Source organism: Effusibacillus consociatus, from assembly GCF_042652925.1.
In the GTDB taxonomy this organism is placed as follows: domain Bacteria; phylum Bacillota; class Bacilli; order Tumebacillales; family Effusibacillaceae; genus Effusibacillus; species Effusibacillus consociatus.
On the sequence record NZ_JBHSHC010000106.1, the window covers coordinates 19,516 to 42,311 of the forward strand.

21 protein-coding genes, 1 pseudogene and 1 other annotated feature are annotated in these 22,796 nt (G+C 46.8%); of the genes and pseudogenes, 16 read left to right on the top strand and 6 right to left on the bottom strand.

Annotated features, from left to right (window positions below):
- The first annotated feature begins 113 nt into the window (after nt 1-113).
- The 6 genes from dnaN (at nt 114) to gyrA (ending at nt 7,711) form a co-directional block, all read left to right on the top strand.
- Complete coding sequence (dnaN, locus tag ACFO8Q_RS13970; RefSeq protein ID WP_380026427.1) at nt 114-1,250, top strand: DNA polymerase III subunit beta; 1,137 nt, start codon at nt 114-116, stop codon at nt 1,248-1,250.
- Between the two features lie 19 nt (nt 1,251-1,269).
- Entirely contained in the window at nt 1,270-1,497 is a 228-nt protein-coding gene (gene yaaA / locus ACFO8Q_RS13975) for a S4 domain-containing protein YaaA (RefSeq protein WP_380026428.1), read from the top strand.
- Nucleotides 1,494-2,606, top strand: coding sequence for a DNA replication/repair protein RecF (gene recF, locus ACFO8Q_RS13980; RefSeq protein ID WP_380026429.1), 1,113 nt, complete (start codon nt 1,494-1,496; stop codon nt 2,604-2,606). The genes yaaA and recF overlap by 4 nt, the downstream gene beginning before the upstream one ends.
- 30 nt (nt 2,607-2,636) lie before the next feature.
- Entirely contained in the window at nt 2,637-2,894 is a 258-nt protein-coding gene (gene remB, locus ACFO8Q_RS13985; protein WP_380026430.1) for an extracellular matrix regulator RemB, read from the top strand.
- Nucleotides 2,895-3,047: 153 nt separating this feature from the next.
- Nucleotides 3,048-4,955 (top strand): DNA topoisomerase (ATP-hydrolyzing) subunit B, encoded by a 1,908-nt coding sequence (gene gyrB, locus ACFO8Q_RS13990; protein WP_380026431.1) that lies wholly within the window; start codon nt 3,048-3,050, stop codon nt 4,953-4,955.
- A 287-nt stretch (nt 4,956-5,242) separates the two neighbouring features.
- Nucleotides 5,243-7,711, top strand: coding sequence for a DNA gyrase subunit A (gene gyrA / locus ACFO8Q_RS13995; protein WP_380026432.1), 2,469 nt, complete (start codon nt 5,243-5,245; stop codon nt 7,709-7,711).
- 45 nt (nt 7,712-7,756) lie between these two features.
- Here the strand turns inward: gyrA and ACFO8Q_RS14000 are convergent, their stop codons facing one another.
- Genes ACFO8Q_RS14000 through ACFO8Q_RS14015 form a run of 4 tightly spaced genes read right to left on the bottom strand, consistent with a single transcriptional unit; the run spans nt 7,757 to nt 10,853 of the window.
- Entirely contained in the window at nt 7,757-7,945 is a 189-nt protein-coding gene (locus tag ACFO8Q_RS14000) for a hypothetical protein (protein WP_380026433.1), read from the bottom strand.
- A 15-nt stretch (nt 7,946-7,960) separates the two neighbouring features.
- Entirely contained in the window at nt 7,961-8,887 is a 927-nt protein-coding gene (locus ACFO8Q_RS14005) for a prenyltransferase (RefSeq protein WP_380026434.1), read from the bottom strand.
- Nucleotides 8,868-9,788, bottom strand: a complete 921-nt coding sequence (locus ACFO8Q_RS14010; protein WP_380026435.1) for a polyprenyl synthetase family protein — start codon at nt 9,786-9,788, stop codon at nt 8,868-8,870. Before ACFO8Q_RS14010 ends, ACFO8Q_RS14005 begins: the two co-directional genes overlap by 20 nt.
- 33 nt (nt 9,789-9,821) lie before the next feature.
- Entirely contained in the window at nt 9,822-10,853 is a 1,032-nt protein-coding gene (locus ACFO8Q_RS14015; protein WP_380026436.1) for a YaaC family protein, read from the bottom strand.
- Between the two features lie 153 nt (nt 10,854-11,006).
- On the opposite strand from ACFO8Q_RS14015, the gene guaB reads away from it, so the two are divergent.
- The 4 genes from guaB (at nt 11,007) to ACFO8Q_RS14035 (ending at nt 15,103) form a co-directional block, all read left to right on the top strand.
- On the top strand, nt 11,007-12,464 hold the full coding sequence (guaB, locus tag ACFO8Q_RS14020; RefSeq protein WP_380026512.1) for an IMP dehydrogenase: 1,458 nt from the start codon (nt 11,007-11,009) through the stop codon (nt 12,462-12,464).
- A 420-nt stretch (nt 12,465-12,884) separates the two neighbouring features.
- Complete coding sequence (locus tag ACFO8Q_RS14025) at nt 12,885-13,106, top strand: hypothetical protein (RefSeq protein ID WP_380026437.1); 222 nt, start codon at nt 12,885-12,887, stop codon at nt 13,104-13,106.
- A complete protein-coding gene (locus ACFO8Q_RS14030) occupies nt 13,103-14,083 on the top strand; it encodes a hypothetical protein (protein WP_380026438.1) in 981 nt (326 codons plus the stop codon). Before ACFO8Q_RS14025 ends, ACFO8Q_RS14030 begins: the two co-directional genes overlap by 4 nt.
- A 63-nt stretch (nt 14,084-14,146) precedes the next feature.
- Entirely contained in the window at nt 14,147-15,103 is a 957-nt protein-coding gene (locus ACFO8Q_RS14035) for a S8 family peptidase (RefSeq protein WP_380026439.1), read from the top strand.
- Between the two features lie 57 nt (nt 15,104-15,160).
- On the opposite strand, the gene ACFO8Q_RS14040 is transcribed toward ACFO8Q_RS14035, so the two are convergent.
- Both ACFO8Q_RS14040 and ACFO8Q_RS14045 read right to left on the bottom strand, forming a co-directional pair.
- Nucleotides 15,161-16,054 carry a DUF4179 domain-containing protein gene (locus tag ACFO8Q_RS14040; RefSeq protein WP_380026440.1) on the bottom strand — a complete coding sequence of 298 codons (894 nt, stop codon included), beginning with the start codon at nt 16,052-16,054 and terminating at the stop codon, nt 15,161-15,163.
- A pseudogene (locus ACFO8Q_RS14045) lies at nt 16,051-16,509 on the bottom strand (RNA polymerase sigma factor); the annotation flags it as partial. The gene ACFO8Q_RS14040 and the pseudogene ACFO8Q_RS14045, both read right to left, overlap by 4 nt.
- A gap of 492 nt (nt 16,510-17,001) precedes the next feature.
- On the opposite strand from ACFO8Q_RS14045, the gene ACFO8Q_RS14050 reads away from it, so the two are divergent.
- The 6 genes from ACFO8Q_RS14050 (at nt 17,002) to serS (ending at nt 22,765) form a co-directional block, all read left to right on the top strand.
- Nucleotides 17,002-18,192 (top strand): D-alanyl-D-alanine carboxypeptidase family protein, encoded by a 1,191-nt coding sequence (locus ACFO8Q_RS14050; protein WP_380026441.1) that lies wholly within the window; start codon nt 17,002-17,004, stop codon nt 18,190-18,192.
- A 21-nt stretch (nt 18,193-18,213) separates the two neighbouring features.
- Nucleotides 18,214-18,363: a hypothetical protein gene (locus tag ACFO8Q_RS14055; protein ID WP_380026442.1), complete on the top strand. Its 150-nt coding sequence runs from the start codon at nt 18,214-18,216 to the stop codon at nt 18,361-18,363.
- 122 nt (nt 18,364-18,485) lie between these two features.
- Nucleotides 18,486-19,367 carry a pyridoxal 5'-phosphate synthase lyase subunit PdxS gene (gene pdxS, locus ACFO8Q_RS14060; protein WP_380026443.1) on the top strand — a complete coding sequence of 294 codons (882 nt, stop codon included), beginning with the start codon at nt 18,486-18,488 and terminating at the stop codon, nt 19,365-19,367.
- Nucleotides 19,368-19,381: 14 nt separating this feature from the next.
- On the top strand, nt 19,382-19,960 hold the full coding sequence (gene pdxT, locus ACFO8Q_RS14065) for a pyridoxal 5'-phosphate synthase glutaminase subunit PdxT (protein WP_380026444.1): 579 nt from the start codon (nt 19,382-19,384) through the stop codon (nt 19,958-19,960).
- Between the two features lie 104 nt (nt 19,961-20,064).
- Nucleotides 20,065-21,147 carry a glycoside hydrolase family 15 protein gene (locus ACFO8Q_RS14070; RefSeq protein WP_380026445.1) on the top strand — a complete coding sequence of 361 codons (1,083 nt, stop codon included), beginning with the start codon at nt 20,065-20,067 and terminating at the stop codon, nt 21,145-21,147.
- A gap of 43 nt (nt 21,148-21,190) precedes the next feature.
- Nucleotides 21,191-21,433: a binding site (T-box leader), on the top strand.
- A 51-nt stretch (nt 21,434-21,484) separates the two neighbouring features.
- Nucleotides 21,485-22,765: a serine--tRNA ligase gene (serS, locus tag ACFO8Q_RS14075; protein ID WP_380026446.1), complete on the top strand. Its 1,281-nt coding sequence runs from the start codon at nt 21,485-21,487 to the stop codon at nt 22,763-22,765.
- The last annotated feature ends 31 nt before the right edge of the window (nt 22,766-22,796 follow it).

Sequence of the window (22,796 nt, forward strand, 5' to 3'; positions counted from 1 at the left end):
AGCGCTTATTACTGTTATGACTGTTTTAAAAAAGTATTCATCAGAATATAAGTATGAATCGCATTCGATTTTGATTCCAAGTCTATTTAAAATCAACGAGGAGGATTTTTTCCGTGAAGGTGTCGATTGAACGCAGTGCTCTTCTTTCCGCAATCCAAAATGTACAAAGGGCTGTATCGAATAAAACGACCATTCCGGTATTATCCGGTATTAAGATTGCAGCAGAAAAAGAAGCGTTAAAAATGACAGCTACCGATTTGGAAACAGGCATTGAGACAAGCCTTCCCACACACGTAGACAATGAGCAAGTTGCAAAAATTATGGAAGAAGGGGCTATCGTTCTATCGGCTCGTTACTTGTCTGAAATTGTGCGCAAACTTCCTCATTCAACCGTTGAATTGGAAGTCAAACAGAACTACCTGACCGTGATTCGTTCCGGTACTTCCGAATTCAATTTGCATGGGCTGCATGCCGAAGAATTCCCAAGGCTGCCTCAGGTTTCCGGAAACCAGATGTTCAGCATTCCGTCAATTGTTTTGAAAGATATGATCCGCCAAACGGTTCCGGCTGTATCGACGGAAGAAATTCGGCCGGTTCTGACTGGGGTAGTCGCTTCTCTTAAAGACGGACATCTTCGATTCGTCGCTACTGACAGCCACCGGCTGGCCCAACGGGAAGTAGTGGTGGAAGCTCCTGCCGCGTTATCATTCTCAAATGTGATCATTCCGGGCAAAAGCTTATCCGAGCTTGGACGTTTGCTGCCTGATAATGATGCGCTAGTAGATGTGGTAATCGCGGAGAACCAGATCCTTTTCAAATTTGCGCAGACTCAGTTTTATTCCCGTTTGATTGACGGTCAGTATCCGGATACTTCCCGCATCATTCCTACTGCGTTTAAAACAAGCATCCGTGTTGGCACCAAACTTTTACTAGAAGCAGTGGAACGTGCAGCTCTGATCGCGCGGGACAACGATAATAACGTAGTGAGATTGAACATCAAATCCAATCAGCTTGAAATCTCTTCAAATTCGCCGGATGTAGGGAAGGCTTCCGAAATGTTGAGCCCGGCACAATTTGGTGGAGAAGAATTGCTTATTGCTTTTAACGCAAAATATTTGATTGATGCGCTGCGTGTGGTGGAAGGTGAAGATACAACGGTCGAATTTACCGGATCCATGAGTCCGTTCCTGATCAAACAGCCGGACAATGCGGGCTATCTGCACCTTATCTTGCCTGTAAGGATATATTAATAAGATGGGAAGATGACCGTTGACGAGAGAAGTAGACCTTTCCTTGGATGAAATCACTTTAGGCCAGCTGCTCAAATATGCGGATATTGTCGGCTCCGGCGGCGAGGTCAAGTCATTTTTGCAAGAAACCAAAATACTGGTAAACGGGGAAGCGGAGAATCGGCGGGGACGCAAACTTCGTGCGGGAGATGTGATAGAGATCGAAGGGTTTGATCGTTTGATTCTCACGAAAAGCGGACGGGTATGATTCTTCAGAAGCTGGAATTACGGGATTTTCGCAATTATGAGCTGCTCTCTTTGTCATTGTCTCCGCAGGTGACAATTTTCGTAGGTCAGAACGCGCAAGGAAAAACAAACGTCCTGGAAAGCATTCTGATGCTTTCTTTGGCCAAGTCCCACCGTGCGAACCGGGATTCCGAGATGATCAGGTGGGGAACCGAATTTGCTTCTGTGTCAGGTCAAGTGGAAAGAAATCAACGCACCTATTCCCTTGACCTGAAAATTTTGAACCGCGGGAAAAAAGTTCGTGTAAATGGGATCGAGAAGCGGAAAATCAGTGATTTTATCGGACATCTCAATGTGGTTCTGTTCGCTCCCGAGGATTTGATGCTCGTAAAAGGGGCTCCGCAGAATCGAAGACGGTTTCTTGATATCGAATTGGGACAAATGAGTCCGCAATACTTGCATAACCTTGCACAATATCAGAAGGTACTGCAGCAAAGAAACAATATTCTGAAAGACGGCGAACGAATGGATGCCGGTCTTGTAGGGACACTGGCTGTTTGGGATGAACAATTGATTGAATACGGCACAAAAATTATCCGCAAGCGGCTGGAGTTTGTGGATAAACTTCAGCAGTTTTCTTCGGATATCCACAAGAGGATAACTTCCGGCGGGGAAGAGTTGACGTTGAATTACAAATGTTCGCTTCTTGAGAATGGGGATGCCGCAGATCAAGTGTCCGAGAATTTTCGACAGCAGCTTGTTTTGCGGCAAAAGGATGATTTCCGTCGAGGAGCGACCTCTGTCGGCCCGCATCGGGATGATATAGAAGTTCGAATAGATGGCAAAGATGTACACATATACGGTTCTCAGGGACAGCAGCGTACGGCCGCATTGTCCATGAAACTTGCAGAGATCGAACTGATTCGGCACGAGGTAGGGGAATATCCGGTCCTGCTGCTGGATGACGTATTGTCAGAATTGGATGAGATGAGACAGCTGCATTTGCTTGACAGTATGGGTGAACGAGTTCAAACTTTGATAACAACAACCATGACATACGGTTTGGAAGATTTAATGCGGGAAAAAGCGGTTGTTTACAGGGTTACGGACGGCGAAATCCATCAATCGTAAAAACGGTTATAAAGAAAGGCGGGTGTCGGGATGTTTATTCATTTGGGCGGGGATGTGATGGTTCCCAGCAAGGAAGTGATCGCCATTTTTGATTTGAAAATGAAAGAATCAGCCGACAGCACCAAGGAGTTCTTGAATGTGGCGGAAGAGGAAGGATTTGTAATCGTTATTGATGAAAATGAGAGCAAATCGTTTGTCGTGACAAACCGTAAGGTCTATTTTTCGCCAATTTCTTCCCTCACACTTAAAAAACGTGCAGGGTTTGTCTCGGAACTTGACGAAAAGTAATAGAGGAGATCGGCACGCACTGTCGCGTGCCTGCTTTTTCTGTCTTTAGCACCGAATGTTATTGATTCGGGATGTGAAAACTCCTGATTTTTTGCGTTGTATCAAGGGGTATGGTAGAATTTACAGGTATGATAAGGAATCGGAGGGACATGGATGACGCAAGAAACGCACGTATATGACGAGTCCCAGATACAGGTGCTGGAAGGCCTTGAGGCTGTACGCAAGCGTCCGGGTATGTATATCGGATCGACCAGTGCACGGGGATTGCATCATTTGGTTTGGGAGATTGTCGACAACAGTATCGACGAAGCACTCGCAGGACGATGCGATACAATTGACGTCACGATTCATCCTGATAACAGTGTGACAGTTCGTGATAACGGAAGCGGAATTCCCGTCGGTATTCATCCTCAAATGGGGATTCCTACGGTAGAAGTGGTTTTAACCGTACTTCATGCCGGGGGAAAATTCGGCGGAGAAGGATATAAAGTGTCAGGGGGTCTGCATGGTGTCGGATCCTCTGTTGTGAATGCTCTTTCGGAATGGTTGGAAGTAGAAGTAAAACGCGAAGGAAAAATTCATAAGATGCGCTTCGAAAGAGGCAAAACGGTAAGTCCTCTTGAAGTCATTGGCGAAACCGATGCAGATGATACCGGAACCACGATTTCTTTCAAACCGGATCCGGAGATTTTTACCGAGACCACGGAGTATTCTTACGATATTCTGCAGTCCCGGCTGCGTGAACTTGCGTTTCTGAACGGCGGAATTACCATTTTGTTGAATGACGAGCGTCATGATAAATCCCAGACGTTTCAATATGAAGGCGGAATTGCCTCATTCGTCGAATATCTGAATAAGAGCCGGGAAGTCTTGCATGATCCGGTATTTGTATCCGGTGAGAAAGATGGAATTATTGCGGAGGTTTCCCTGCAATATAACGACAGCTATTCAAGCAGCATCTATTCGTTTGCCAATAACATCAATACCCATGAGGGCGGAACCCACGAAGCGGGCTTCAAAACCGCCCTCACCAGGGTGATTAACGATTACGGAAAACGGATGAATCTGATCAAAGAAGATATGAAGCTCGAAGGCGATGACGTTCAAGAGGGGTTGACGGCTGTAATATCCGTCAAAATTCCGGATCCTCAATTCGAAGGTCAAACCAAAACCAAGTTGGGGAACTCGGAAGTGCGCGGGATTGTACAAACCCTTTTTGGCGAGAAATTTACCGATTTTTTAAATGAGAATCCTGCAGTCGGCAAGAAGATAATCGAAAAGGCGGTTATGGCCGCGAGGGCAAAAGAAGCAGCACGGAAGGCCAGGGATCTTACCCGCCGTAAAAGTGCCTTGGAAGTAGGGTCTTTACCCGGAAAATTAGCGGATTGCACTTCGCGGGATGCTTCCATCTCCGAACTGTACATCGTGGAAGGGGACTCTGCAGGCGGTTCCGCAAAACAGGGGCGCGACAGCAAATTCCAAGCCATTCTGCCGCTGCGGGGGAAAATTATCAACGTCGAAAAGGCCCGTCTGGACAAAATTCTCTCGAACACGGAGATTCGAGCCATTATTACAGCTGTCGGTACGGGGATCGGTCAGGATTTTGACATTTCCAAAGCCCGTTATCACAAGATTGTAATCATGACAGACGCCGATGTGGATGGATCGCACATTCGAATTTTGCTGCTGACATTCTTCTACCGGTATATGAAGCCTTTGATCGATGCCGGTTATATCTACATTGCACAACCGCCGCTTTATAAAGTCACGAAAGGCAGACAGATTGTGTATGCCTATAACGATAAAGACCTTGAACGGGTTCTTGAAGAGGTCGGCCGTACCGGAATTGGAATTCAGCGATACAAGGGTCTTGGAGAAATGAATGCCGACCAGTTATGGGAGACGACCATGGATCCGGAACATCGTACGTTGCTGCAGGTATCGATGGAAGATGCGGCAGAGGCCGATATGATTTTTGACAAGTTAATGGGTGAACGGGTCGAGCCGCGCAGGGAATTCATCGAAGAGAACGCGAAATTTGTACGAAATTTGGACATATAAGAGAACCCCAGAAAGTTGCGTGACGAAGCAGCAAAACAACGGGAACCGCGGCAAGGCCGCGCAAGGTCACGAACCCGCCCATCAAAGTGACGGTAAGCTCTGGGGCTTATTCCGAGTACTTTCACTCGAGAGCACTAGGTCACGCTATGGCACTGAAGTGCCAAGTCGGCCTTGAGGATGGGGACCCGAAGATTGCTCAAGTCTCGCCGTATTCCGGGGGTTCCGGAAAAAAGGCTAAGCACTCCGCTTGGAACAGGACCCGCAAGAAACGCCATGGAGGGAATTGAATGCCGGAAACAGGCAAAGTCTTACCGATTAGCATAAGTTCAGAACTACGCACTTCCTTCTTGGATTACGCGATGAGCGTAATTGTAAGCCGCGCGATTCCTGATGTTCGTGACGGACTGAAGCCTGTACATCGCCGGATTCTTTACGCGATGTATGAGGCCGGCAACACACCGGACAAGCCTTATAAAAAGTCTGCCCGCATTGTCGGGGACGTTCTCGGTAAATACCATCCGCACGGAGACTCCGCCGTGTATGACGCGCTTGTCCGAATGGCTCAGGATTTTTCCACTCGTTATCTGCTTGTGGATGGTCACGGAAACTTCGGTTCGATTGACGGGGATGCGGCAGCCGCGATGCGTTATACAGAATCGCGTATGTCTCATATCGCCATGGAACTGCTTCGAGACATAAATAAAGAAACGGTTGATTTTGGACCGAACTATGACGGGAACGAAAAAGAACCGTTGGTATTGCCGTCTCGCTATCCGAACCTGTTGGTAAACGGTTCATCCGGGATTGCGGTGGGAATGGCAACGAACATTCCTCCGCATAATCTTCGGGAAGTGATTGACGGGGTTGTCATGCTGATTGACAATCCGGATGCGACAGTTAATGATCTGATGACCGTTGTAAAAGGGCCGGATTTTCCAACAGGCGCTTTGATTCTTGGACGGGACGGAATCCGCAAAGCATGTGAGACGGGCAGAGGCTCCATCATTATGCGCTCTGTTACAGAAATCGAAGAAACAAAGGGCGGAAAAGCGCAGATCATCGTTAAGGAAATTCCCTATCAGGTGAACAAAGCGCGTTTGGTGGAACGCATTGCGGAATTGGTTCGCGATAAACAAATTGACGGAATCACCGATCTACGCGATGAGTCCAACCGGAACGGGATTCGAATTGTGATCGAATTGCGCCGGGACGTCAAGCCGCAGGTGGTCTTGAATAACCTGTACAAACAGACACCGATGCAAACCAGTTTCGGAGTGAACGCGCTCTCGCTTGTTAACGGTGAACCAAAAGTATTGAACCTGCGGGAAATGCTGTACTACTATCTGGAACACCAGAAAGTAGTTATCCGCCGCCGGACTCAGTTTGATCTGAATAAGGCGGAAGCGCGCGCCCATATTCTGGAAGGTTTGCGAATCGCGCTCGATCACATCGATGCGGTCATCGCTTTGATCCGCGCCTCCAAAACCGATGAAGAAGCGCGCGACGGATTGATGTCCAGGTTCGGATTATCAACCGAACAGGCGCAAGCCATTCTCGATATGCGCCTGCGTCGTCTTACCGGTTTGGAACGGGATAAGATTGAGAATGAGTATAATGAGCTCCTGAAGTTAATTGACCATTTGAAAGAGATTCTCGCGGACGAGGCGAAGTTGATGGGCGTTATTCGGGACGAAATTACAGAGATCAGAGAACGTTTTGGCGATGAACGCCGTTCTCAAATCATCGCTGCTGAAGGTGAGATCGATGTTGAGGATCTGATTCCGCAGGAAGATGTTGTGGTGACCATCACACACGCGGGCTATGTGAAACGTCTGCCGGCTACCACATATAAGAGCCAGCGCCGCGGTGGTCGGGGTGTTACCGCAATGGGTACCAAGGAAGAAGATTTTGTTGAACATTTATTTATCACGTCTTCTCATAATCATATCCTGTTCTTCACCAACAAAGGAAAAGTTTACAGGTTGAAGGCGTATGAGATTCCCGAATTTGGAAGAGCGGCGAAAGGAACCCCTATCATCAATCTGTTGAATATTGAGCAGGGGGAGACCATTTCCGCTGTAATCCCATTGAAAGAGATCACGGACGGGGATTACCTGTTTATGGCGACCCGTAAGGGGGTCGTGAAGAAAACGCCTCTGTCCGAATTTGCAAATATCCGTAAGGGCGGTCTTATAGCGCTCACGATTCGTGAGGATGATGAACTGTTCGGGGTTCGCCTGACTGACGGACAGCGTGAAATTATCATGGGTACCCGCAACGGCATGTCGATCCGATTCAGCGAGAATGACGTAAGACCGATGGGACGTACAGCAACGGGAGTGCGGGGTATTTCGTTGAAAGACGATGACTTTGTGATCGACATGGATCTTATTGAACCTGGTTGGGATGTTTTGGCCGTAACCTCCCGCGGTTACGGAAAACGAACGAGTGAAGCCGATTACCGTCTCCAGACGCGAGGCGGTAAAGGAATCAAGACGATTAATGTTACGGAGAAAAACGGTCATGTGGTGGGTCTGAAAGTTGTATCTCCAGACGAAGAATTAATGATCATTACCAATACCGGTGTGGTCATACGCCTTCGAATCAAAGAGATTTCGGAACTTGGCCGATATACGCAAGGCGTGAAATTAATCAGCGTGAAAGAAGATGAAGAAGTGTCGACCGTAGCCCGGGTTGTTGCAAGTGATGACGATGAAGAGGGTGAAGCGGCTGACGGCGCTGCAGAAACGGAGTAATGAAATCAGAAAATCCCCGCAACATCAGGTTGTGGGGATTTTGGTTTATTCTCTGGCTTTCACATCAAGTAATCTGTCCTTCATCCACCGATTTCCCGATTCGACTGTGTCGGCCATTTGCAAATAGAGCTGTTTCATCAGCGGATCGACAGCCGAGTTTCCATAGGTCCTTAAATCGGCGCAAATTAGCTCACATTGTACAATAACCTGCTGGAGTTTATCCGGAACCGTCATATGGGAGCTCCTTTACTATGTAATCACTTCAAATCCAAATAGTACCAGCGTATGAAGAACCGTGAGAGCTATCATTTTGACTTGATTGTACGTAATATTGCCGATGTTATGCGGATTCGTATTCCATGCAGCGAGCGCTCCCATCAAACCGCAGAATACCGAGAATATGAAAATTTTGTGTACGCTTAGAGTTGCCACTATACCGACGAAAGCGGCCATCAGAAAATAGGCGGCGGTGATGTGCCGCGTTACTTCTTTTCCCCAAATCGAAGCGGCAAATGCAACCGTTGTAACTTTTCGCGGGGTTGCCTGCAGATCCGCGTCAATATCACTGGTATGATGCTGCATCAACCAGGCAATGCATAAGAGAGAATGGATTATGGATGCCCAAACAACCGGTTTGGAAAGCGATCCGGTTAACACAAAATAGGTCCCTAAAGTACAAGCAATCATTGCCGGAAATGCGGCGAGCCATTCTCCGACTAAAGGAAAATAAGCGAAACGGAACGGGGCAGCGGTATAGGTTACAGCGGCCCAGATGCCGATTGCAATAAAAATCCATGCATAATTCGAGGTAAGATGGCTCAGATACTTACCCAAACCGGCGGAAGCTGCGATCCCGGCAAGTCCAATCAGCAAGAGGTGTCTTTCCGAATAGAGTCCTTTCGGAATGACTTTGCTGCCGCCTGATAAGATTCCGGGTGATTTCTGGTCGGTGCCAGACTTCCAGTCTGTGTGATCATTAAATGCGTGAGCCACCACTCCTTGTAACAAAAGAGCACCTGCAAACAGTGAGCCCACCACTTGCCAGGGAATTGACGACAAACCTTTAAGATCATGGACGGCAAACCCGATCGAGAGAAGTATCGCACAAAAGCTCCACGAAACAACCGGTACGATTCTCACCAATAAAACCATACCTCTAATCGAGCGTAGGAGCATAAGCGTTCACCTCCTGAAGTTGTTCGAGCTTCTTTTTTATTTGCCGGGATATACACAGAAGTCCGCGTTGTCCATTGGTGGATGGAAGGGAGGATAAACAGATCACCGATTTTTCTATGTAGTGTGCTGCAAGTTTCCGTGTATATTCAAGAGAATCAGCAGACGGCACAATGTTGACTTTAAGAAACGTTGGCAAGCGGTTTGATTCCTGCCAAAATGAATGAAGGTAAGGGAGCGTAAATATTCCCCGCGAAATATCCTGCATAATCGGTTTTCCAAGCCCCTCCGAGGTTTCTATTATGTCCTGCAGGTCATCCAATAATTGATACGCCATCCCAATGCAATAACCGTAGTTCGTAAGAGCATCCATGATTTCGAAAGGAGTGTCTTGTGTCAGGCAGCCGATTTTGCAGCAGGTGGACATGAAATTGGCGGTCTTTTGGCAGATGCGGTTCAGATACTCCTCTTCCGAAATCCAAGGATCGTATTGCTGATCCATCTGCATGAATTCTCCGTTCACAAGGCTTAGTATGGCTTCTGCGAAATGTGGGACAACCATTGGATAGGGACTGATTACACGAAGCAGGGTTCCGAAAAAATAGTCCCCTACCAGAACGGCAGCTCCCTCGCCCCACATCCGGTGGATGGTAGGTTTTTTTCGTCTGAACGCTGCTTGATCCACGATGTCGTCGTGAACAAGTGAGGCCATATGTAAAAGCTCGGCTGCAACTGCCAGATCGATCGAGCGTTTCATTGGAGAGCCTGCGATGTCTCCACACCACAAAACCAGAACAGGCCGTACGCCTTTTCCTTTTGTTTCCAGAAAATGTTGAATCATGGGACTGAGGGATGGACTGCCAGACGCCAACAAGCGGCGAAGTTCTTTGTCTACCTCGGACATGTATGGATGCTCCAATTTCGTACCCACCCCTTTTTAAGAACTGTAGAATATATATTGCTCACCGAATAACTGATTTAATATCAGATTAGGGAATTTTCGCATCGAAAGGTTCAAAAATTCATTGATCAAATACACATCTTGTGAAAGAAAAGTAAGAATCATTTCTCCCCAGCGTTCCGTTTCGTAACGGCAGAGCATGCCCAAAACAAACATGACCATAAAATGCAAACTAATCTCAGGAATAAGAAAGTCACCCGCCAGGGGATACCGAAGGTAGGTGCGCCCCGTCAAATCTTCAATCAGTAACGGATGGCAGCTGACAGGTCTGACATGGTGAAGATGCAGCCGACCGGGAGGATCGATATCCCCAAGATAGAATACAGGCCGGTTGGGCTGGGCAGGATCTTGATGAGTACGGTTCAATAAATTCAGGAATTCATCCCGGGTGTGATTCCCGGCCTGAAGAATCCACCTTGGCAAGTCCCAGCAAGTTTTGTTTCCATCGACTCGATGTTCAATCTCGCAAACGGCAGGGAAACCATAGAGTCGCCCGTACCCCGGAGTCAATTCCGGGATCACGGCAAGCAAATCTTTGATGACCACCCGCTGCCGGTCGGAAAAAGGACTTCCCCCCAGCATTTGGTGAAGTACTACAAACAGACCGTCCTTTTGAACCCGAATCTCGTCCTGAATAAAATAATAAGAGTCTTTCTTGAGCTTTCGAGTCGATAACCCGTGTTTCAGGACACTGGTTGTGGTGGGGTACTCCGGGTCGCGGGAAGCGATATAAGCGCGTGCAAGACTCATCATCCCATAGTACAGCAGCAAGGGTTTGGTCATGATATCGCAAGTTTCGGCCGCCCGATAATATTGACGAGCTTGTTTGATGCCATAGATTAATTTGGGCGTTGCCAGATAAGCGGCGCGCTGTGGTTCATCAATCCCCAGGGACTCATATTGGGCCCGCAAGTAGCGATTGGCTGTTTGCTCATTTTCAAAGTAGACAAATGTGTCCCACATTTTCCGGTAAGGCTCCTCGGTGCGTATTCGTGTTACTTTCTGCAAAGAGAAGACCTCCTTGACCTTGGATCTTTCCTGAACATTCTTGCTATTTTGGGGTTCTTCCAGATCGGTTGACCCGATTCAACTTACTTTGTTAAACTAGCCATAATATCTACGGGTAAATGGGAAACTATACGAGAATGGGGGAATCGAGTGATGTGGGAGACCAAGTTTGAAAAAGAAGGTTTGACGTTTGACGATGTTCTTTTAGTTCCACAGAAGTCCGAAGTGTTACCAAGAGATGTTGACGTAACAAGCCGAATTACAAATAAAGTCAGACTGAATACACCGATTGTTTCTGCAGGGATGGATACTGTAACTGAAGCCAAAATGGCGATTGCCATGGCACGAGAAGGCGGAATCGGAATTATTCACAAGAGCATGTCCATTGCAGAACAAGCGGAAGAAGTCGATAAGGTGAAACGCTCCGAGTCGGGTGTTATTACCGATCCGATTTTCCTCACACCGGAAGATCATGTATATGATGCGGAAGCGATGATGGCCAAATATCGAATTTCAGGCGTTCCCATTGTCGATGGCGAACGACGTCTGGTTGGCATTCTCACCAATCGCGACTTGCGTTTTGAACAGAACTTCCAGCGTAAGATCGCGGAAGTCATGACCAAGGAAAATCTGGTTACCGCTCCGGTGGGCACGACTCTGGAACAAGCGAAGGAAATTCTGCAGCATCACAAAGTCGAAAAGCTTCCGCTGGTGGACGATAACTATATTCTTCGCGGATTGATCACAATTAAAGATATTGAAAAAGCAAAGCGCTTTCCGAACGCCGCGAAGGACGAAACCGGAAGATTGTTGTGCGGTGCAGCGGTTGGTGTTGCGAGAGACACCTTTGAACGTGCTCAGGCATTGATTGCTGCCGGTGTCGATTTAATCGTAGTGGATACCGCACACGGTCACTCAAAAGGAGTTCTTGAAACGGTTCGCGAGCTTCGCAAACGGTTCCCCGGACTGCAAATCGTTGCCGGGAATGTCGCGACAGGCGAAGCGACGAGGGATCTCATCGAGGCAGGCGTGGATGCCGTTAAGGTGGGGATTGGACCTGGATCGATTTGTACAACTCGTGTGGTGGCTGGAATTGGAGTGCCGCAAATTACAGCAGTGTACGATTGTGCCACGGTAGCTCGTCAATATAACATACCAGTCATTGCGGATGGAGGAATCAAATATTCGGGTGATATTGTGAAGGCGATTGCCGCCGGGGCCGATGTGGTCATGGTTGGATCGCTGCTTGCCGGAACGGAAGAAAGCCCGGGTGAAATGGAGATCTTCCAAGGCCGCTCGTTCAAGGTCTATCGCGGGATGGGGTCAATTGGAGCCATGAAAGAAGGTTCCGGAGACCGTTATTTCCAAGAAGGCGAGAAAAAACTGGTACCCGAAGGCATTGAAGGTCGAGTTCCATACCGCGGAGCGGTGGCAGACATAATTTATCAACTGGTCGGCGGTCTCCGTGCCGGAATGGGATATTGCGGGGTCAAAACGATTGACGAATTGAAAAACGATACCAAGTTTATTCGGATCACCGCTGCCGGCTTGCGTGAGAGCCACCCGCACGATGTGCATATAACGAAAGAAGCACCGAATTACAGTTTATAAACAAGGAACCCCCGATCCAAGAGAGTTTCCTTTTGGATAATCCTCAGTGAAATAGAAATGCCCTTAGAAAACGTTTTTTGTTGGGACAGGTGTTTTTTAGCTCCTGTTCATAAAAAACGCTTCTGAGGGCATTTTTATTGGTTGAATTATGGACTTGATTCAGAAAACCCAATTTATCCAAAAAAGTTTTTTTTTTACAAACTATAGATTTCGACAACATTTTACAGTTCAGTTGTGTTACAAATATTTACTGTAATAGTAAAAAAACAAAATAATGGAGGGAATTAGAATGGATCTAAACTGAAAGACCTAGTATTTCCAAATTTTCTAAGACAGGGTCTGGATTTCCCGTACAACAGGGATATTTCCCAAGTATTTGATGTTCAGAAAACAAATGATTTAATCAAAGGGAGTGTTGGAATGAGAAAACCCAGATTTATTCCTGCTCTTACAACAACAGTCGCAATGGCAATGCTTTTTAGCTTCGCTGGGAACGGGTCGGCTGTTACCACTAATGATGAAATTTCGATCAAGAATATTAGCAATCAAAAAGTAATTCATTCTACAACAACAGAAAAAGTCGTCAATGTAAAAGCGAATGAAAGTTGCAAACACATCTCAAACTGTTATGACGATGATTGAATAAAAATTTGCTCGACTCGGCAGACAAAGTGACCAAAGACAAGTTGGTCCAGCAACTGAAACAAGATCTCGACAACTATAAGTACATCCTGATATACGGTGTCCCAAGCAACCTCCCATCTGAACAGGTTGTATATGATACACTTCAACTCCCCAAAGGGGTTATCACTGAATTTGTAGACGATGCAGCAAAAGAAACTTTCAAACGCCTGTTCGCCTTTGGAGCAGTAAAGAAGGCAGATGGTTCTGTTCATGTCGACAGCTACTACGCGACACCTGGCAGTGATCTGACTAATCTGGACAGCCAACTGGAGTTCATTACGTTTGGTTTCAAAAAGGCGATGGGCATGAAAGACTATCGTATTAATCAATTTAATGATGAAAACAAGGTGAAGCCACAGGACGTGATTAATGACCCTGACTATACCAAAAGTGAAAACTTTGATTACGGTTCATACGGAAAATACCAGTCTACAGGTTATTTTGAGCGCATGGGGTATAGTTCCTATAGTCTATGGGATGCGAAATATTCTGACACCACAACTGCAGGCTATGGCATGTACTCAGATTCCTGGTGGACAGTTGATGAACTGGTAACTCGCTCTAGTGTTGAAAGATTCAACGCTGAAGAAATCGTCGACCATGGCCCAACTACAACAAATTCCGGCAGTCAAGCTCAGGTTAATTTAACATGGGGTGCTCCTACAGTAGGTTGGTCTTGGACTCTAAATGATGTAGATACCATTGATGACTATCATGGTGGATTAATGGGATATCGGCGTTGGATCTTCGATTACTATAAAACATCCAATGCTTCAAAATACTCGTATAAAACTGAGCCTGGTGCTCGATTCAAAAATACCGTAGGGGCAATGGCGATTGACACCAGTCATTCGATCCTCTACTGGGATTACTTGTGGGGTACCACGAACAGAATATATACGGGTACCTACACTTACTCCTTCCCAGACCGTTAAGATCAATCAACAAGAAGGATCAAACAGATCCTTCTTGTTTTATTCAAACAGGAGGTTTACTTCATGAAACAGTTGCGAGAATTATCTGTTTATGGCCTTACACTTTCCCTCTTGATCACAACTGTGGGGTGTACATCTTCGTCCCTTACGACAATGCCCCACAACTCGGAAATCACAAAGACAACGGAAACTGATTGTAAGCCTGTTACTGTTCGCAAAGATTACCATCCGGTAATCAAAAGGATCGCCACTGATGCAAATGCTGATTGGGGACTCGAATCCATTCATGCTGCGGATGTGAAATCAAAAGGCAGCAAAACACCTATTGTTGCGGTAATCGATTCAGGGAGTAACCTATCAAATGAAAACGTGTTGCCCGGCTATAATGCAATCAATGACACGACAGATGTAAAGGATGACTCAGGTCATGGCACAACAATCACGTCGCTTATATTGAAAGTAGCGCCACAATCGAAAATTCTCCCTGTTAAAGTGATGGATGAGAAGAAAGAACAAGATCCTGCCATTGTTGCAAAAGGTATCAATTTGGCAATTGAAAATGGTGCTCAAGTGATCAATTTAAGCTTAGCGGTACCAAACGAATCACCTGAGCTGAAGCAAGCAATTCTCCACGCCACAAACAAGGGAATCCCTGTAATTGCTGCAACAGGTAACGACAGTAGAGAAGAACTTCCTTTCCCAGCTAACATGAGCTCAGTGATCAGCGTGATCGCCCGGGATATTAACAATGTAGATGTCGCTTTTTCAAATGTCTCTTCCTGCAAAAAATCTGTTTCTGCCCCAGGAGTTCATCTCAGAACAGAAGATGGTTTTAAATCGGGAACCTCGTTTGCCGCTGCCCTTGTAACAGGAACCGTTTCACTGATAAAAAGTTCGAGGGAAGACCTCGATGTCAAAACTATCCAAGCAATTCTAGAGCAGACATCGGTGGACGGGAGCGATTTCTCGTATGGCCTTATTCAAGCAGATCAAGCCGTTTCTCAAGCAACCGAAAAGTAGTCATTTACTTCATAAAAATACAGCAAGGATACAAGGACCCTCGCTGTATTTTTATTTTTATAGCTTTGGAATTTGAACAATCACATCTGGTTTGTTATAGAACTCCAACTTGAGTGTCATCGGCTGAGTCCCTTCTACCGGATCGAAGAATATGTGCATCAGCTGTGGGTCTTTCTGATCACGTGCACCCCTGGTCAGGTTGGCCACTTTTCCGTTTTCTGTGATTGTGGCCCAGATTGGTGTGTATGGGCTGGTGAATGTAATATCTATTTGTGTTTGTGTCAGGGCAAAATCGATTTTATTAATGGTAAGCGTATAACCCTCTGGCATTTGTATCTTAATGTTTGGTGTGACGATACGGGATTCGAATCGTTTGACTGGGAAGCGAATCAACCAATCACCTTTCACACCTTTAATCGAGGTGACTTGTAAGACAGCTTCTTTGACTCCCGAATCGAAAGGTTCAAATTGGATTCGTCCCAAACTGTGGTCTTGTGACTGGAGTCGATAGGTTTTTCCTTTTTCATCGGACAAAGTGACCGCTTCAAGAAGCACGTCGTCTGCCTCTGTACCTTGAACATTTACTTGTAACACAGTTCGTGTACTATCAGCGCTGACCGCTTGTAAGGTTACCGTTATGCCTTGATCGGTGACCGAGGCGTTTGGCGTTTGAATATTCCCTTGTTTTTCTGCTTGTTGTAAACCAGGGTCAACAAGAGGTCCGCCAAACCAAGACTGATAGATTGCTCTAGCTTGCGGTGTCAGGCCAGCAAGCAGGAGCAAAACTATCGTCGCGGCCGTTATAAATCCTTTGTTAGATCTGAGAAAAGGTCGTTTTGCCACGGGCGATTCATCAAGAGCCGGCACGATTTCAGGTATATGGACTTTCATTTCGATGCCTTTAAAATTCTTCCGCAAGAACGCTTCAAAATCCTTATTCTCGTTTTTCATCTGCGACACTCCTCCTTAAGATCAATTTTGAGTTTTTCAATCGCTCGATGAATGCGTGACTTAATTGTCCCTTCAGAACATTCTAAGATTTTTGCAATATCACGTATTTCCAAATCGTTTTTAAATCGTAAGATTATAACCACCCGATATTTTTCATCAAGTTTGTTAACCGCTTGCCAAAGTCCCATCTCCATTTCCGAGAGAGGGTCTTCCCAGACAATATCGATATCAAGCGGAGAGGTCGAATTTTTCTTTCTCTTCTTGCGTACTGTGTGGCATTGATTGATCAAAATCTTCGTAATCCAAGTTTTAAAATATTCTTTATGCTGAAGTTTTTTAATCGAACGGAATGCGGCTAAATAGGTCTCCTGTACGACATCTGCCGCATCCTCTCCATCACCGAGAAAGAAGAGGGCAGTCGTATAAAGATAGGGTCTGAATTCTCGAAAAAGGGCTGTAAAAGCTTCCTCTTGATTGCACTGGGCCTGTTACACTAACAAAACGATTTTTTGTGTTTCCAACAGTTTACCTCCTTCCTTTACACTCGATTAGATTAATTTTTGAATAAAAACGTTCCGTTTGTTACTAAAGTTTTTTAAGGTGGGCGTTTTGAAAATTCCTAAGTTCGTGTTCAATCGAAAAAAACGCATCGAAATCGATTTACAACCATCCTCCACAGGATGGACGTGTGATTAGTGTGGACAAATTAGGACCTTTAGAAGCTCGTCACGGTTACCCGCCAACTATACACCAAGCATGAAGCTTGTCATTTTTTTGCAGCTACGATGTGAAAAGCGACTAGCTGTTCGGACATATTTACAAATTTCTGATTGACAAGTTATCCTTCTTGACTAAATTTTAACACCATAAAGCTAGCTTCTCTTATCTTTTTCATGCTCGTCTCCTTATGTTATACTAAATGGTGAAATTCACGAGAGGAGATAACCATGATCGGAAATCGAAAGTGGACCAGCAGAATTCTGAGTTTTGCAGTTGCTGTGAGTGTAGCCGTCTCGACTCTGGTTCCAACATCCAAAGCAGCGGCAGCCGGGGAGCCTGTCATTGAGGCACCAGTGGCATTGCTGATGGATGCCAAATCCGGGCAGATTTTATATGAAAAAGGTGAAAACGACAAACGTTTTCCTGCAAGCACCACAAAAGTCATGACGATGCTGCTTGCAATGGAGGCTGTGCAATCCGGCCAGAAAAAAATGACCGATATAGTGCCCGTTCCATTGGAAGCATACAATATCGAAGGGTCAAGTGTTTGGCTCGATCCAAATGAAAAGTTCCAGCTTCAGGACATGATCAAGTTTGTTGCAGTCCCTTCCGGGAATGATGCGGCAATGGCGCTTGCCATTTTTCTTGCTGGAAGCCAGCAGGCTTTCGTACAGAAAATGAATGACAGAGCCAAGGAGTTAGGGTTGAAGGGAACTCACTTTGCGAATCCGGATGGACTGCACAATCCGGATCACTTTACAACAGCTTCTGACTTGGCGATTCTTGCAAGAGAGTTGATCGTAAAATATCCGCAAATTCTCGAGTTGACGAAAATCAAAAGCTTTGAAATCCGCGGCGGAAAAAACAAAATTGAAAATACCAACCACCTGATTGGCAAATATGAGGGGATGGACGGTCTCAAGACGGGTTTCACCGATGAAGCCGGATATTGCCTTGTCAGCACGGCAGAACGCGGGGGCTTTCGACTGATTGGAATCATCATGGGTGCGACCGATGATCTCCAACGCCAAGCGGACACGACCAAGCTGCTCGATTACGGTTTTACCAATTTCAATTCGAAGCGTATTGCCGACAAAGATAAACCTGTAGGGGAAAAAGCGATCGTCCCAACCGCCAAAAACGAAGAAGTCGAGGTTGCCCCTGCACAAGATCTGTATGTAGCGGTTAAGAAAGGTGAAGAACAAAGCGTTCAAACCAAATTTGTTTGGAATCAAGTGGAAGCTCCGGTTGCCAAAGGGCAAGTTTTAGGGCAAATGCAGCAGGTGCAAAATGGGAAAGTTCTTAGCTCGGTTGACCTGGTTTCCACCCAGGAAGTGGAAAGAGGAAGCTGGATCCGCCTTTTTTTCCGCAAAGCATTGGATGGAATCTCAACCAGCGTTAAGGGACTGTTTGAATAATACTAGTGAAGGTGAGTGCCGATGGGTTCCGGAATTTCTGCAGCATGGTGGCTGACAATAAATTCAATCCTGATCTTCTTGATTCTGCCGGGCGGGTTCTTTATGTTCCGTGCCTTCCTTCGCAGAATGAAACGGGAAGAAGGGCTTGATCAAAAAGAAAATCGGGAGTAATCCCGGTTTTCTTTATTTCCCCCCTTATTTCAACAATTCTGATTTGGAGGTTGTCGACAGATACAGGGTAGGATAAAATAGAAAGGATGAATTTTAAAGCAATTACGAGGAGTGGGGTCAAGATGGAGGTAGGAACATCCAGAGTTAAACGTGGTATGGCTGAGATGCAAAAAGGTGGCGTCATTATGGACGTCGTCAATGCTGAACAGGCAAAGATTGCGGAAGAGGCCGGCGCTGTAGCGGTTATGGCTCTCGAGCGCGTGCCTGCAGATATTCGCGCTGCTGGTGGGGTTGCCCGTATGGCAGACCCGACGATTATAGAGGAAGTAATGAAATCTGTATCGATTCCGGTTATGGCGAAAGCGCGCATCGGACACTATGTCGAAGCGAAAGTGTTGGAATCGCTCGGTGTTGATTATATCGACGAGTCCGAGGTATTGACTCCGGCTGATGATAAGTTCCACATTAACAAGAAGGAATTTACTGTTCCTTTCGTATGCGGCGCGCGTGACTTGGGAGAAGCGCTTCGTCGTATTGCGGAAGGCGCATCCATGATCCGTACCAAGGGCGAGCCGGGAACCGGCAACATTGTGGAAGCGGTTAAACACCAACGCACCATGCAGGCGCAGATCCGTAAGGTTCAAAACATGTCTGAAGATGAACTGGTATTTGAAGCCAAGAACCTGGGAGCGCCGGTTGAACTGTTATTGGAAGTGAAGAAGCTTGGCAGACTTCCGGTTGTAAACTTTGCTGCTGGCGGTGTGGCAACTCCGGCCGATGCAGCTCTCATGATGCACCTCGGGTCTGACGGTGTATTTGTTGGTTCCGGTATCTTCAAATCGGACAATCCAGCCAAGTTTGCAAAAGCGATTGTAGAAGCGACTACTCATTACCAGGACTACAAGTTGATCGCTGAACTGTCCAAGAATCTTGGAACCGCAATGAAAGGCATCGAATTGTCTACTTTGGCTGCGAACGAGCGCATGGCGGAACGCGGCTGGTAGGAGGCCGGTGGAACATGAAAATCGGTGTATTGGCCTTACAAGGCGCAGTAATCGAACATATCAAGAGCTTGCAACAGGCCGGTGCCGATGAAGTTGTAACCGTCAAACGCAAGGAAGACCTGCAAGGGCTTGACGGTTTGGTTTTACCCGGAGGGGAAAGCACAACCATCGGGAAACTCATGAATCAATATGATCTGATGAACCCGATCCGTGAGATGGCTCAGGCGGGAACGCCAATGTTTGGCACCTGTGCGGGTTTAATTCTCCTAGCTGGTCGAATCCATGGACAAGATTGGGTTCATCTTGGGATTATGGATATTCTTGTCGATCGCAACTCATTTGGCCGTCAGCGGGAAAGCTTCGAAACTGACCTGAAGGTGAAAGGAATCGAAGGGGAACCCTATCGGGCGGTATTTATTCGAGCACCTCACATCATGGAAGTAGGAGATCAGGTTGAGGTATTATCCACGTACCAAGACCGGATTGTGGCAGCCAGACAAGGTCACCTGTTGGGGGCATCTTTCCACCCGGAATTAACAGACGATGTACGATTGCATCAATATTTCTTGGATATGGTAAGAGAAACTCGATAAAAAGCGCAAACCATACATGCATCCTGGGATGAGTGTATGGTTTCGCTTTTGGTATTTCTCGATGGGTGGAGTTACTTTCGTGGGAGTGACAGGAGGAGACCCAGGTGAAAAAGCTCTATCAACACAGTATTGAGTTAATTCTGCGAACGCAGGCTCCGAATGGAGCGTTCCCCGCGTCCCCAAATTTTTCTGCATACCGGTACTGTTGGTTGCGGGATGGAACGTTTATTGCATATGCGCTTGATAAAGCAGGTGAGCATGAGGCAGTTGGCCGGTTTTACCGATGGGTGGATATGGCCATAAGGAAACACCTCCCCAAATTGTCGCTTCTCTTGTCTAGGTACAGGAATGGGGAACCGATTGAAGAAGCTGATTTCTTACATACTCGGTTTACTCTGGAAGGCGATGAGGGCAAGGAAGAATGGGGAAACTTCCAACTAGACGGGTATGGCGCGTATTTATGGGGTGTCTCGGAACATATCGGGCTAACAGGCAATAAGGATTTTCTGAAAGATGTGGATCAGAGTGTAGATGCGACGATTCGATATCTCTCCACTTTCTGGAGTGTCCCTAACCATGATTGTTGGGAGGAATTTGGTGATCGTGTGCACCCGAGTACTTTGGCTGCCATTTATGGCGGGCTGCAAGCGGTCTATCCGTACGTTTCCAATTCCGAAATTCCAAAAACATTAGGTGCAATTCGTGTAGCGCTTCAAGAGAATGGCGTGCAAAACGGCCGGTTTATAAAGTCGTTTGGCAATCCAAGCATCGATGCAAACTTGCTGTGGTTGTCCGTTCCGTTTAAAGTGGTCCCTCCGAATGGACAAAACATGGTCAAAACAGTCGAAGAAATTGAAAATCGGCTTGTCACAGGCGGCGTTCACCGTTATCCGGAAGATTCCTTCTACGGCGGAGGCGCCTGGGTACTATTAACCGCCTGGCTGGGTTGGTATTACGCTGAGATCGGGAACCTGAAACGCGCTGGCGAACTACTGGACTGGGTGGAGTCGCAAACGGATGCAGATCTTTCTCTCCCCGAACAAGTTCCGGAAGCTCTTTTTTTTCGGGACAAGTATCAAGAATGGGTGGATCGGTGGGGGAAGCCTGCAAAACCGCTGTTGTGGTCCCATGCCATGTACATCATTCTCGCCAAGAGACTGCAGGAGCTTACATCTTCAAGCGATTAAGAAACGCTTGTATGAACTCAATTAAGTGTGGTAAACTATGCAACACAAAGCGATGCGGAGAACAAGTACCAGAATCCCTCTTGTTCAGAGAGCCGGTGGTGGCTGCGAACCGGTCAAGAGCTTCTGTGAATCCCTCTCCAAGCGGGCTGTCAATCGAATGATTCTGCAAAGGCATTCGTAGTAAGCGGCTCCGGGTCATTCCGTTATCAATGAAAGAGAATCGCTCACTTTATACGGGCGGTTGAACTTGGGTGGCACCACGGGAGATACAGCTCTCGTCCCGGACTTTGTCTGGCGGCGGGAGCTTTTTGCATTTTTAAAAGGGAGATGAATCAAAATGTTAGATCCACGAATTCTGCGCAATGAACCGGATAAGGTGCGGGAATCACAAAGAAAAAGGGGCGAATCGCCGGAAGTGGTGGACGAATTCCTGCAATTGGATTCACGTCGGCGTGAACTTCTTGCTGAGACTGAAACTCTGAAAGCAAAACGAAACAGTGTATCGCAAGAGGTCGCAAAGCTTAAAAAAGCAGGCCAGGACGCGGAACAACTGATCGTGGAAATGCGGGAAGTGGGTGACCGAATCAAGGAGCTGGATGATGAACTGAGGGTTTTGGAAGAGAAGATTAACCATCTCCTGTTGACGATTCCGAATATCCCGCATGAAAGTGTTCCTTACGGAGAATCGGAAGACGATAACGTAGAAGTGAAAAAATCGGGAGATATCCGGCAGTTTGACTTTGAACCGAAGCCTCACTGGGAGGTTGCGGCGGAGCTGGGCATCCTTGATTTTGAGACAGCCGGTAAGGTGACCGGTTCACGGTTTGTGTTCTATAAAGGACTGGGAGCTCGCTTGGAACGGGCTTTGGCAAATTTCATGCTCGATATCCATACAGGAGAACACGGCTATACCGAGGTCCTGCCGCCATTCATCGTGAATCGGGCGAGCATGACCGGAACCGGAAATCTTCCGAAGTTTGAGGAAGATGCGTTCAAGCTGGTGGACACCGATTACTTTTTAATTCCAACTGCAGAAGTGCCTGTTACCAATATCCACAGGGATGAAATTTTGCAGGCTGAAGATCTGCCGCGCTATTATGTTGCATACACCCCTTGCTTCCGTTCGGAAGCAGGATCGGCCGGTCGCGATACACGAGGGTTAATCCGGATGCATCAGTTTAACAAAGTGGAAATGGTGAAGTTTACGAAACCGGAAGAATCGTATGAGGAATGGATGAAGCTTGTGGAGAATGCGGAAACGATTTTGCAGCGCTTGAATCTTCCTTACCGTTCACTGAATATGTGTACTGCGGATCTGGGATTCGGTCCAGCGAAAAAATTTGATTTGGAAGTTTGGCTCCCGGCCGCCAATCAATACCGGGAAATCTCTAGCTGTTCGAACTTTGAAGACTTCCAGGCGCGTCGCGCCAATATCAGATTCCGCAGGGATCCCAAGGCAAAACCGGAATTTGTGCACACAATTAATGGTTCCGGACTTGCAGTCGGTCGTACAGTGGCCGCTATTCTTGAAAATTACCAGCAGGAAGACGGCAATGTTGTGATTCCGGAAGCGCTTATCCCTTACATGGGCGGGGTAACCAAGATCACACGCTCATAAAAAAAACAGTGGATCGCGAGAAAAGCAGGTT